This window comes from Sphingomonas sp. RS2018, assembly GCF_054489605.1.
Genome location: NZ_JBTMWL010000001.1, coordinates 241344 through 254055, shown reverse-complemented (window position 1 = coordinate 254055; position 12712 = coordinate 241344). Strand labels below are relative to the sequence as shown.

Annotated in this window: 10 protein-coding genes; 8 read left to right on the top strand and 2 right to left on the bottom strand. The window is 68.5% G+C overall.

All coding sequences use genetic code 11. The features are described from left to right. The first annotated feature begins 109 nt into the window (after window positions 1-109). Genes gcvPA through gcvPB form a run of 3 tightly spaced genes read left to right on the top strand, consistent with a single transcriptional unit; the run spans window position 110 to window position 3181 of the window. A complete protein-coding gene (gcvPA, locus tag ACX40P_RS01325; protein ID WP_459124497.1) occupies window positions 110-1468 on the top strand; it encodes an aminomethyl-transferring glycine dehydrogenase subunit GcvPA in 1359 nt (452 codons plus the stop codon). Further along, the gene (locus ACX40P_RS01320; protein WP_459124496.1) at window positions 1465-1605 is read left to right on the top strand and encodes a hypothetical protein; all 141 of its coding nucleotides are present in this window, start codon (window positions 1465-1467) and stop codon (window positions 1603-1605) included. The genes gcvPA and ACX40P_RS01320 overlap by 4 nt, the downstream gene beginning before the upstream one ends. Before the next feature lie 4 nt (window positions 1606-1609). Next, window positions 1610-3181 (top strand): aminomethyl-transferring glycine dehydrogenase subunit GcvPB, encoded by a 1572-nt coding sequence (gene gcvPB, locus ACX40P_RS01315; RefSeq protein ID WP_459124495.1) that lies wholly within the window; start codon window positions 1610-1612, stop codon window positions 3179-3181. Between the two features lie 413 nt (window positions 3182-3594). Here gcvPB and ACX40P_RS01310 read toward each other — a convergent pair whose 3' ends face one another. Beyond that, window positions 3595-4500 carry a DMT family transporter gene (locus tag ACX40P_RS01310; protein WP_459124494.1) on the bottom strand — a complete coding sequence of 302 codons (906 nt, stop codon included), beginning with the start codon at window positions 4498-4500 and terminating at the stop codon, window positions 3595-3597. A 151-nt stretch (window positions 4501-4651) separates the two neighbouring features. Between ACX40P_RS01310 and proS the strand changes: the two genes are divergently transcribed. The 3 genes from proS to ACX40P_RS01295 all read left to right on the top strand — a co-directional run bounded on the left by proS (window position 4652) and on the right by ACX40P_RS01295 (window position 7910). After that, entirely contained in the window at window positions 4652-6187 is a 1536-nt protein-coding gene (gene proS, locus ACX40P_RS01305; RefSeq protein ID WP_459124493.1) for a proline--tRNA ligase, read from the top strand. After that, the gene (locus ACX40P_RS01300) at window positions 6187-6609 is read left to right on the top strand and encodes a hotdog fold thioesterase (RefSeq protein WP_459124492.1); all 423 of its coding nucleotides are present in this window, start codon (window positions 6187-6189) and stop codon (window positions 6607-6609) included. Before proS ends, ACX40P_RS01300 begins: the two co-directional genes overlap by 1 nt. A 122-nt stretch (window positions 6610-6731) precedes the next feature. Beyond that, window positions 6732-7910 carry a BaiN/RdsA family NAD(P)/FAD-dependent oxidoreductase gene (locus tag ACX40P_RS01295; RefSeq protein ID WP_459124491.1) on the top strand — a complete coding sequence of 393 codons (1179 nt, stop codon included), beginning with the start codon at window positions 6732-6734 and terminating at the stop codon, window positions 7908-7910. 91 nt (window positions 7911-8001) lie between these two features. On the opposite strand, the gene ACX40P_RS01290 is transcribed toward ACX40P_RS01295, so the two are convergent. Then, complete coding sequence (locus ACX40P_RS01290; protein ID WP_459124490.1) at window positions 8002-9219, bottom strand: UbiH/UbiF/VisC/COQ6 family ubiquinone biosynthesis hydroxylase; 1218 nt, start codon at window positions 9217-9219, stop codon at window positions 8002-8004. A 107-nt stretch (window positions 9220-9326) separates the two neighbouring features. Between ACX40P_RS01290 and ACX40P_RS01285 the strand changes: the two genes are divergently transcribed. Further along, the gene (locus ACX40P_RS01285) at window positions 9327-11642 is read left to right on the top strand and encodes a DNA translocase FtsK (protein WP_459124489.1); all 2316 of its coding nucleotides are present in this window, start codon (window positions 9327-9329) and stop codon (window positions 11640-11642) included. A 296-nt stretch (window positions 11643-11938) separates the two neighbouring features. Beyond that, the gene (locus ACX40P_RS01280; protein WP_459124488.1) at window positions 11939-12553 is read left to right on the top strand and encodes a LolA family protein; all 615 of its coding nucleotides are present in this window, start codon (window positions 11939-11941) and stop codon (window positions 12551-12553) included. Window positions 12554-12712: the final 159 nt, after the last annotated feature.

Here is a 12712-nt window from a genome sequence, read left to right as displayed (position 1 = left end):
TGGACAAGGGAGGGGCCGGGGGTGGGTCGGCCCGAAAGGGTATGTACCGGCCGGCCCCATACCCACCCACCCCCTACCCCTCCCTTCCAGGGAGGGGGGAGTGAGCAGAATGCGCTACCTTCCCCTCACCGCCACCGACCGCACCGCGATGCTCGCCACCATCGGCGCCGCGTCGATCGACGATCTGTTCGTCGACGTGCCCGCGGAAGCCCGGCTCGACGGTCCCATTCACGGCCTGCCGAACCACGCGTCCGAACTCGCGGTCGAACGCCACATGGCGAAGCTGGCGCGGGCGAACACGGTCGCGGGCGACGTGCCGTTCTTCCTCGGCTGCGGCGCGTACCGGCATCATGTGCCGGCATCCGTCGATCACCTGATCCAGCGCGGCGAGTATCTGACCGCCTATACGCCGTATCAGCCGGAGATCGCGCAAGGGACCCTGCAGATGCTGTTCGAGTTCCAGACGCAGGTCGCGCGCCTGCTCGGGACCGATGTCGCCAACGCATCGATGTACGATGGCTCCACCGCCTGCTGGGAAGCGATCGGCATGGCGCGGCGCATCACGCGCCGGGGCAAGGCGATCCTGTCGTCGGGGCTGCACCCGCATTACGTTTCGGTCGCGAAGACCATGGCGAAGTACACCGGCGACACGCTGGAGACGTCGCTGCCGGTGCTGGGCGCGGACACCGATATCGACGCGCTGATCGCCGCGATCGACGACGACACGTCGTGCGTGGTCGTGCAATATCCCGATATCCTCGGCCGCATCGCCGACCTGACGCCGCTGGCCGACGCCTGCCACGCGAAGAAGGCGCTGCTGATCGCCGTCGTCACCGAGCCGGTGGCACTGGGCGCGATCCGCTCACCCGGTGAGATGGACGCCGACATCGTCGTCGGCGAGGGGCAGTCGATCGGCGTCGGGCTGCAGTTCGGCGGGCCGTACGTCGGCCTGTTCGGCTGCAAGGACAAATACGTCCGCCAAATGCCCGGCCGCCTGTGCGGCGAGACGGTCGACGCCGACGGCAAGCGCGGCTTCGTGCTGACGCTGTCGACGCGCGAACAGCATATCCGCCGCGAGAAGGCGACGTCGAACATCTGCACCAACTCCGGCCTGTGCGCGCTCGCCTTCTCGATCCACATGACGCTGCTCGGCGAGGCCGGATTGCGGCGGCTGGCCGCACTCAACCACGCCGGCGCCTGCCGCGCGGCGGACCGGCTGGCGAAGGTGCCGGGGGTGGAGCTGGTGACGCCCACTTTCTTCAACGAATTCACGCTGAAACTGCCGAAGGAAGCCCGCCCGATCGTGCGCGAACTGGCCGACAAGGGCATTCTGGCCGGCGTGTCGCTGGGCCGCCTCTATCCGGGCGAAGACGCGCTGGCGAACGGCCTGGTCATCGCGGTGACCGAGACGACCACGGCCGAGGACGTCGAGGCACTGGCGACCGCGCTGGAGGAGGTTTTGGCATGATCTTGGCCAAGCCAGAAGAAGTGCGGTGCTTCGACAAGCTCAGCACGAACGGGGAGTGGACCGCGATCTCCCCAAATCCGTTCGCCCTGAGCTTGTCGAAGGGCCGTTCTTCTTTCTTCCTCCGAACGGAGCGTTGACCTCATGACCATCAACCAGTCCGGCTGGCGCCCCGAAATGACCGCCACTGACGGCACCGCCCCCGCCACCTTCACCGGCAACCGCGCGCTGATGCTGGAGGAAGCGACGATCTTCGAGATCGGCTCCACCGCCACCACCGGCGTCGATTTCGCGGACGGCGATGTGTCGGGCTCGCGCCTCGGCAACCTGACCCGCAAGGCCGCGATCGGCCTGCCTGGGTTGAGCGAGCCCGAGACGGTGCGCCACTACACCCGCCTCAGCCGCCAAAACTACGCGATCGACCTGGGCCTGTTCCCGCTCGGTAGCTGCACGATGAAGCACAACCCGCGCCTGAACGAGCGTGTCGCGCGCATGCCCGGCTTTGCCGACATCCATCCGTTGCAGCCGGTCGACACGGTGCAGGGCGCGCTCGGCGTCATCAACGAGCTGGCGGTGTGGCTGATCGAGCTGACCGGCATGCACGGCGTCGCGATGAGCCCCAAGGCCGGCGCGCACGGCGAACTCTGCGGCATCCTCTGCATCAAGGCGGCGCTGGAGAAGCGCGGCGAGGGCCACCGCAAGGTCGTGCTGGTGCCCGAGTCGGCGCACGGCACCAACCCGGCGACGGCGGCGTTCGCCGGCTTCCAGGTCGAGGACATTCCCGCCACCGCCGATGGCCGCGTCGATACCGCGGCGCTGAAGGCACGGCTGGGGCCGGACGTCGCGGCGGTGATGATCACCAACCCCAACACCTGCGGCTTGTTCGAGCGCGACCTGAAGGAGATTTCGGACGCGGTCCATGCGGTCGGCGGCTACGTCTATTGCGACGGCGCCAACTTCAACGCGATCGTCGGCCGGGTGCGGCCGGGCGACCTCGGCGTCGATGCCATGCACATCAACCTGCACAAGACCTTCTCGACCCCGCACGGCGGCGGCGGCCCCGGCTCCGGCCCGGTGGTGCTGTCGGAGGCGCTGTCGCCGTTCGGCCCGCTGCCCTTCACGGAACGCTATGCCGACGGCCACATCACGCTCGTTGAAGAAGAGTCGGTCGACGACCGCCATCCCGATTCGTTCGGCCGCATGGTCGCCTTCCACGGCCAGATGGGCATGTTCACCCGCGCGCTGGCGTACATTCTGTCGCATGGCGCCGACGGCCTGAAACAGGTCGCCGAGGATGCGGTGCTCAACGCCAATTACGTGCTGCGCTCGCTGGAGGGCACGCTCGACGCGCCGTTCGCGCATTCCGGGCCGTGCATGCACGAGGCGATCTTCAGCGACGCCAATCTCGCGCAGGGCTTCTCGACGCTGGATATCGCCAAGGGGCTGATCGACGAGGGTTATCACCCGATGACGGTGTATTTCCCGCTGGTCGTCCACGGCGCGATGCTGGTCGAGCCGACCGAAACCGAATCGAAGGCGGCGCTGGACCAGTTCATCGGCGCGCTGCGGTCGGTGGCCGAACGCGCCAAGGCCGGCGACGCCGCCCTCAAATCCGCCCCCCACTTCGCCCCCCGCCGCCGGCTGGACGAGACGCTCGCCGCGCGCAAGCCCGTGCTGGTGTGGAAGGAAGCGCCGGTATCGGAAGCGGCGGAGTAATCTGACCCCCCCCCCGTTCGTGCTGAGCCTGTCGAAGCACCGTACTTCGTGCCGCAAATGATCCGTTCGCGGCGCAAAGAACGGCCCTTCGACAAGCTCAGGGCGAACGGAATGGGGGAAAGGTCTCGCCCTCCCCGTTCGGGCTGAGCTCGCCGGGCACCCATCAAAGTATCACTTTGATGGGATCCTGGCCGAAGCCCTGCCCTTCTTCACTCCATGCGGAACGAAACCTGAAATCGGTATCACCGTTCGCCATCCCCCAAGGCGAAACCGAAAACCGCGCGATTCCAACACCACACCCACCGAGCGCAATTGGCCACCAGCCCCGGCCCGAAACCGATCGCAATCGCTCGACATGTTCCGCCCGCCCCTCGGCAAACGAACACGCCCGGACACGCCGCTCCACGTGAAACTCAGTCGCTGACCGCCGGCGCACTCCGCGCGATACCGCGCGCCAGCCGTTGCTCGCGCCACACGATGTAGAGCCCCGACGCGACGATCAGCGGCGCGCCGACCCACGTCATCGCCCCCGGCCACACGCCGAACAGCGCCCAGCCCCACAAGGTCGCCCACAGCAGCCCCGAATAGTCCATCGGCACCACCACCGACACGGGTGCGAGGCTGAGCGCGGTCGTCATCGTCAGCTGCCCGACCGCACCCACCAGTCCAATGCCGAGGAGGATCCCCCAGGTCATGACGTCATGCCGCCCGACCGTCCACAGGAAGGCGGGCAGCAGCGGCACCAGCGACAGCAGCGCGAAGTAGAACACGATCGTCGCCGGCGGCTCGCTCGCCCCCATCCGCCGCACGAGGATCGAAACGAGCGCCGACAGCGACGCCGCGATCAACCCGGTCACCGCGCCCTCCAGCGGGATGTGCCCGCTGCCCGGCTGCGCGACGATCAGCACGCCCGCGAAGCCGACGACGACCGCCGACCAGCGATGCACGCCCGTCGCCTCGCGCAGGAACACCGCGCCCAGGATCGTCGCGAAGATCGGCACCGTGAACTGCAGCGTGGTCGCTTCGGCGAGCGGCAGCAGCATCAGCGTGCCGAACATGAACGTCATGCTGGTCAACCCCACCGCACAGCGCGTCGCATGCGCACCCAGCCGCTGTGTCCGCAGCGTCGCCAGCCCCGGCCCCAACGCCACCCATGCGACCACGACCGGGATCGACCCCGCCTGTCGGAAGAACAACAGTTCCGCCAGCCCCGCCCCGCGCGTCTCGGCCAGCTTGATGAGCGCCCCCATCGTTGCAAACGCCACCACCGAGACGAGGCGATAGCCGATGGCGGGCAGGATGCGATCGGTGGAGGGCATGGGCTGCGCCCTATGCCGTTGCGGTCGCTTTGCATACCGGCGGGCGATGGGCGCGGTCGAAACCGGCGTCGCTCCTGCCGGGCCAGGCACCGAACAACGCAACCGGCGCCTCGGGGTGACGAACGCGTGCCCACACGCTATTCGCCCACCCATGATTAAGCGCGCCCTGCCCGTCACCCGCGAAGCCGACTTCGCCGCCTGGTATCAGTCCGTCATTGCGGAGGCCGATCTGGCCGAGGAATCGGGCGTGCGCGGCTGCATGGTCATCCGCCCGTGGGGCTATGGCATCTGGGAGCGGATCCAGCGCCTGCTCGACGATCGCATCAAGGCGACGGGGCATGAGAACTGCTACTTCCCCCTGTTCATCCCGCTCTCCTATTTCGAGAAGGAGGCGGAACACGTCGACGGCTTCGCCAAGGAGATGGCGGTCGTCACCCACCACCGGCTGGTCGCGGACGGCAAGGGCGGGCTGGTGCCCGATCCGACCGCGAAGCTGGAGGAGCCGCTGGTCGTCCGCCCGACGTCGGAGACGGTGATCGGCACCGCGTTCGCGCGGTGGGTCCAGTCGTGGCGCGACCTGCCGGTGCTCATCAACCAGTGGGCGAACGTCGTGCGCTGGGAAATGCGCACCCGCATGTTCCTGCGCACGACGGAATTCCTGTGGCAGGAGGGCCATACCGCTCACGCCACCGCCGACGAGGCGCGCGAGGAGACGCTCAAGATGCTCGAGGTCTATCGCGAATTCGCCGAGACCTGCCTCGCCCTCCCCGTCGTCGCGGGCGAGAAGCCGGAGAACGAACGCTTCCCCGGCGCGGTCGCGACCTACAGCATCGAGGCGATGATGCAGGACGGCAAGGCGCTGCAGGCCGGCACCTCGCACTTCCTCGGCACCAATTTCGCGCAGGCGCAGAACATCCGCTTCCAGAACGCGGACGGCGGGCTCGACTATGCCAACACCACCAGCTGGGGCGTGTCGACGCGGATGATCGGCGGGGTCATCATGGTCCACGGCGACGACGACGGCCTGCGCGTGCCGCCGCGCATCGCGCCGTGGCAGGTCGTGATCGTGCCGATGCTGCGCGACAACGACGATGACGCCGCACTGATCGACTATTGCAAGGCGTTGCAGTCCGATCTGGCGAAGGGATCGGCGCTCGGCGAGCCCGTCCGCGCGCTGCTCGACCTGAAGCCCGCCAAGGCCGCGACCAAGCGGTGGGGCTGGGTGAAGAAGGGCGCGCCGGTGATCGTCGAGGTCGGCGGGCGCGACATGGCGGGCGGCAACGTCTCCGTCGTGCGCCGCGACCGGCTGTACCGCGAGGATGGCAAGCTCGATTCGCAGGTGCTCGCGCGCGACGCCTTCGCCGGCGACATCGCCGCGACGCTCGAAGCGATCCAGTCCGCGCTCTACGCGGAGGCCGATACCCGCATGAAGGCCGCGATCGCGCCGGTCGACGACTGGGCCGATATCGAACGCATGTTCGCCGAAAGCGACGGCCGCCCCGGCTGGGCCGACGTGCGCTGGTCGAAGCCGACCGGCGCGGCGCTCGACACCATCGTCGAGCGGCTGAAGGCGCTGAAACTCACCATCCGCAACGCGCCGATGGGCCAGACCGGGCGCGACACCGGCCCGTGCATCTTCACCGGCGAACCCGCGGTCGAACGCGTGCTGATCGGGCGGAGCTACTGATGGCCTCGATCTGGCAGCGCGACTTCACGCTCGACGGGCTGACCGCGATGGGCGCGGCGACGCTGCCGGGCCATGTCGGCATCGCCTTCACCGGGCATAGCGACGACAGCCTGACCGCATCGATGCCGGTCGACGCCCGCACGCACCAGCCGTTCGGGCGCCTCCACGGCGGCGCGTCCGTGGTGCTGGCGGAAACGGTCGCCTCGGTCGGCGGTGCGCTGTCCTGCCCGCCGGGTAAGATCGCCGTCGGGCTGGAGATCAACGCCAACCACATCCGCCCGGCGATGGCGGGCCACGTCCACGCGACGGCCAGGGCCGAGAATCTCGGCCGCACGACCCAGATCTGGACGATCCGCATCGTCGACGATGCGGGCAAGCTGGTGTGCCTGTCACGTATCACGCTGGCCGTGATCGACGCTTGACCCCCATTCCCGTTCGCCCTGAGCTTGTCGAAGGGCTGCCTTTCTTCGTGCCCGGTACGACCCCGCAAAAGAAGAAGTGCAGTGCTTCGACAAGCTCAGCACGAACGGGGTCAGGGCGTGGCATGACGTCGCCCGCCCCCCCCTACGACGCCATCATCCTAGGCGGCGGCGCGGCGGGCCTTATGGCCGCCGCCACCGCCGGACAGCGCGGGCGGCGGGTGATCGTCGTCGATCACGCCGACCGCATCGGGCAGAAGATCCTCATCTCCGGCGGCGGGCGCTGCAACTTCACCAACCTCGCTCCCGCGCCCGATCGCTACATCTCCGCCAACCCGCATTTCGCCAAATCCGCACTCGGCCGCTACACCGCCGCCGATTTTATCGCGCTAGTCGACGCGCACGGCATCGCCTGGCACGAGAAGACGCTGGGCCAGCTATTCTGCGACGGCTCCGCCCGCCAGATCGTCGACCTGCTGCTCGACGAATGCGCGAAGGGGAGCGCCGCGATCGCGACCGGACAGCCAGTCCGCGACGTCGATCACGCCGATGGCATCTTCCGCGTGACGGTCGGCGCGCGCACCCTCACCGCCCCCGCCCTCGTCATCGCGACCGGCGGCCCGTCGATCCCGAAGCTCGGCGCCAGCGGCTTCGCCTACGACCTCGCCCGCCGCTTCGGGCTGAAGGTGGTGGAGCCGCGCCCCGCGCTCGTGCCGCTGACGCTGGGCGGCACCGAGATGCTGTTCCGCGACATCGCCGGTGTCGCGACCGAGGTCGTCGCCCGCGCCGGCAAAGCTGCGTTCCGCGAGGCGGCGCTGTTCACCCACCGCGGCCTGTCCGGCCCCGCCATCCTCCAGGTCTCGTCCTACTGGAAGCCGGGCGAGAGCGTCGGCATCGACCTGCTGCCCGACCGCCCCGCCGGCTGGCTGCGCACCGCGAAGCGCGAGCAGCCGCGCATCGGGCTGAAGCGCGCGCTCGGCCTGCCCGATCGCCTCGCCGAGGCGCTGGCGGAACGCCTCGCGCTCACCGGCGAACTCGCCAACATCGCCGATCGCAGGCTGGAGGAAGCCGAAGCGCGGCTCGCCGACTGGCGCTTCACGCCGAACGGGACGGAAGGATACGCCAAGGCCGAGGTCACCGTCGGCGGCATCAGCACCGCCGAGCTGTCGTCGCGCACGATGGAGGCGAAGCGCATCCCCGGCCTCTACGCGATCGGCGAGGCGGTGGACGTCACCGGCTGGCTCGGCGGCTACAACTTCCAATGGGCCTGGTCGAGCGGCTGGGCCGCGGGGCAGGCAGTCTGAGGACCATCCATTTCACCTGTTCGCCCTGAGCGACATCGAAGGGCTTGGGCGCGCAGGTGCTTCGATTTCGCTCAGCACGAACGGGAAACTGCTAAACCGTCAGCCCCGACAACAGCTTCGGTACCTGCCCGCTCTCGCCGCGCGCCTCCGCCATGAAGCGGTCCTTCAGTGCCGGCACCCGCTGCACCGCCGACAGGCCGAAGCGCCGCACCGCGCTCGCCGTCCGCCCCGGCACGCCGAACAACCGGGTCAGCCCGTCGGTCGCCACCGACACCATAAAGGTATCGAGGCTCCGCCACCGCTCATACCGCTTCAGCAGCTGCGCATCGCCGAGGTCGAGGCCGGATCGCCGCCCCTCCACCAGCACTTCGACCAAGGTCGCCACATCGCGGAAGCCGACGTTGACGCCCTGCCCCGCGATCGGGTGGATACCGTGCGCGGCATCGCCGACCAGCGCTAGCCGGTCCGCGGTGATCGTCGCGGCATGGTGGAAGCCGAGCGGATAGCTCGACCGGCGCGTGAGCTGCGACAGTTCGCCCAGGAACCCGCCCATCCGCTTTTCCGCCTCGGCCAGCCAGCCGCGATCGGAGAGCTTCATCATGCCCGGCGCATCACCCGCGCGCACCGACCACACGATCGCCGAACGATGCCCAAGCTCGTCATCGACCAGCGGCAGCAGCGCGAACGGACCCGCCGGATAGAAGATCTCGTAGGCGATGTTCTCGTGGGAATATTCGTGGTGGAAGGTCGAGACCATCGCGGCGTGGTCATAGGTCCAGCGCGCCACCGACAGATGCGCGGCGTCGCGCGTCGGCGAATTGCGCCCCTCCGCCCCGATCAGCAGCGGCGCCGATACCGTCGTGCCATCGTCCAGCGTCGCGGTGACGCCGAACGCCCCGCGCTCGACGCTCACCGCGCGGGTCTTCATTCGCAGATCGACCAAAGGTGCCGCCTCCGCCGCATCGAGCAGCGCGCGACGCAGATGGCGGTTCTCGACCATATGGCCCAGCGCGTCGCCGGGCTGGTCCGGCGCGAAGTCGAGCGCACCGGGCTCCAGCCCGTCGCTGACGCGAATCCCCTCGATCGGGCAGGTCAGCCCGGCCAGCCGGTCGGCCACGCCGATCGCGGCGAGCATCCGGTGCGGCGCGCTGGCGATGGCCGACGCTCGCCCGTCGAACCCCGCCGCCAGGATGGTTTCGGGATCGGCGATATCGACGACGATGCTCGACAGGCCATGCGCATCGAGCGCGACGCCCAGCGCACTGCCGACCAGCCCGCCGCCGAGGATGATGACGTCCGCGCGTTGCATGGATGCCGCTGTACGGGAGGATGCGGCGCGTGCCAATGCCGCTGCCTTGACGTCGAGTCCGGCTGCGCGGACAATGCAGGCGCAGGAATTTCGGGGGTTTTGAAGACATGGCGAGCCGCGCTGCGCCCTTCCTATGGCGAGACACCGTGCGCGCCGGCGCGCGCCGGTCCGGTGCGATGCTGGGCGCGGTGGCGTTGCTGATCGCGACGATCGTCGTCGCGGTGTCGCTGGCGAGCTTCCACCCCGGCGATCCGTCGCTCAACACCGCCGCAGGCGGACCGCCGCGCAACCTTGTGGGCGGGGCCGGCGCGATGCTGGCCGATCTGCTGCTGACGATCGCGGGGCCGGCGGTCGCGCTGATGCTGCCGCTGGGCCTCGTCTTCGCCAGCCGGCTGTGGCGCGAGGTGCCGGTCGGGCGCTGGGGGCGGATGACGCGGACGACCGCGATCGGCGTCGCGCTGATGGCGAGTGCGTTCGCGTTCATCTCGTCCGCCTCGGTCCTGTCGCTACCGGGCGGCTGGGGAGGGATCGTCGGCCTGGCCGTCGCGGACGCTTGCAAATGGGCGATCGGCCTGATTGGCGACGCGACCGCGGTGCTGTGGACGCAGCGCGTCGTCGGCGTGGCGCTGGGCATCGCCGGTATCGTCGTTTGGGCGAAGGGCGTGAACCTCGACCTGCCCGAGGCACGGCTGCCGAAGTTCCGGCGGGGCGAGAAGCGCGTGGCCACCGGCGACGTGCCGTTCGACGTCGATGACGACATCATCGATGACGACGACGATGTCCTCGATCCCTCGCCGCTGCCGCGCAAGGTGGCGGTGCCCAACGACCGCCCCGCGCCGGTCATCGCCGACCGCACCGCCGCGCCGGCCCCGGCGAAGCGCGAGCAGCGCCAGACCTCGCTCGACCTGCGCGACAATTACACGCTGCCGCCGCTCGATCTGCTGAAGCCCGCCCCGGCCGGCACGAAGGCGCCGGTCGACAAGGCTGCGCTGGAGCGCAACGCCCGCCTGCTCGAAAGCGTGCTCGACGATTTCAAGGTGAAGGGCGCGATCACCGAGGTGCGCCCCGGTCCCGTCGTGACGATGTACGAGCTGGAGCCCGAACCGGGCATCAAGGCGACCCGCGTGATCGCGCTGGCCGACGATATCGCGCGCAACATGTCGGCGATCTCCGCCCGCGTCGCGACCATTCCGGGGCGCAGCGTGATCGGCATCGAACTGCCCAACGCGCGGCGCGAGATGGTGTCGCTGCACGAACTGATCGCCAGCGACGCGTTCGACGCGGCCACCGGCCTGCCGATCGTGCTCGGCAAGAATATCGCGGGCGATCCCGTCGTCGCCGATCTGGCGCCGATGCCGCATCTGCTGGTCGCCGGCACGACCGGTTCGGGCAAGTCGGTCGGGTTGAACGCGATGATCCTGTCGCTGCTCTACCGGCTGACGCCCGACCAGTGCCGCCTCATCATGATCGATCCCAAGATGCTGGAACTCAGCATCTACAAGGGCATCCCCCACCTGCTGGCCGACGTGGTGACCGAGCCGCAGAAGGCGGTGCGCGCGCTGAAATGGGCGGTCGAACAGATGGAGGACCGCTATCGCATGATGGCGAGCGTCAACGTCCGCGGTCTCGCCAGCTTCAACGACAAGGTGCGCGCGGCAAAGGCCAAGGGCCAGCCGCTCGGGCGCAAGGTCCATGTCGGCTACGACGACGCCGGCAAGCCGATGTACGAGGAAGAGACGCTCGATCTCTCCCCGCTGCCGCAGATCGTCGTCATCGTCGACGAACTCGCCGACCTGATGATGACGGCGGGCAAGGAAGTCGAATTCCTGATCCAGCGGCTGGCGCAAAAGGCGCGCGCGGCGGGCATTCACCTCATCATGGCGACGCAGCGTCCTTCGGTCGACGTCATCACCGGCGTCATCAAGGCGAATTTGCCGACGCGGATCAGCTTCCACGTCACCAGCAAGATCGATTCGCGCACGATCCTGGGCGAACAGGGCGCCGAACAGCTGCTGGGCAAGGGCGACATGCTCTACATGCCCGGCGGCAAGGGCACCGCGCGCGTCCACGGGCCGTTCGTCAGCGACGACGAGGTGCAGGCGGTGGCCGATTACTGGCGCGGCCAGGGCGAGCCCGACTATATCGATGCCGTCACCAACGATCCCGAAGAGGGCGGCTTCGCCCTCGAGGGCGCCCCGAGCGGCGACGATTCCCCGGAGGACCAGCTGTACCGCAAGGCGATCCAGCATGTCGCGCAGAGCCAGAAGGCCTCGACCAGCTGGCTCCAGCGTCAGATGCGCGTCGGCTACAACTCCGCCGCACGCCTGATCGAGCGGATGGAGAAGGACGGTCTGGTCGGCCGCCCCGACCACGTCGGCCGCCGCGAGGTGCTGATGGACGAGGATGGGCGGCCGATGGCGTGATGCGGGGAGCGGCGTTGCCCGCACTCTGCCTCCCGTTCGTGCTGAGCTTGTCGAAGCACCGCACTTCGCGCTGCGAACGCAGCATCTGCGGATAAAGGAAAGACGCTTCGACACGATCGGCGCGAACGAAGGGGACTTCGCCCGGACAGAATTTGCTGTCCTACATCCGCGCAATCTGTTTTTCGCGCTGCATGAAGCTGATCGTTTCCATTTTCCGCGCGCTGCTGTTTCGCTGCGTTTCGATCGAACCGGCGAATTCACCGCGCGTTCAACGCGACCGAGGCATTGGATATGGCATGTTGAAACCGTTCTTCGCCGCCACGCTGGCGGTTGCCGCCGTTCCCGTCGTCGCGCAGCAAGCGCCTGCGACCCAGCTGGCGCAGGTGCAGCGGCATCTGTCCGGCGTCACCTCGATGACCGCGAACTTCACCCAGACCGATCGGGCAGGCAAGGTCGTGACCGGTACGCTGACGCTGAAGAAGCCGGGCAAGGCCCGCTTCCAGTATGAGAAGGGTGTGCCGCTGCTGGCCGTAGCCGACGGCAATTCGCTCTACTTCATCGACTATTCGGTGCGGCAGGTGTCGCGCTGGCCGATCGGGCAGTCGCCGATGCGCGTGCTGCTGGATCCGGGCAAGGACATCTCCGGCATTGCGACATTGGTGCCGACCGCGAACGACAATGTGCTGAGCGTCGAAGTGCGCGATCCCAAGCATCCCGAATATGGCCGCATCACGCTGATCTTCCAGAAGGATGCCGCCGGGCCGGCGGGGCTGCAGCTGCAGGGCTGGGTCGCGCTCGATTCGCAGAGCAACCGAACGACGATCCGGCTGTCGAACCAGAAGATCAACGTGCCGGTCAGCGACGGGGCGTTCAAATGGACCGATCCGCGGAGGGGCGCCCCGCGAAGCTGACGATTTTCCTGAACGGCGTTCATCTGTCCGACAGGAAAGGTTGCTATTGAAGGTCGTGCGGAGGCGGGGGCTTCACGTTTCGGGATTTCCCCCTGTTGCCCGGAACCACATCCGGTCCCCCCTCCTGCCTGCGTGACCAACACCAGGTCGGCCCTCGCT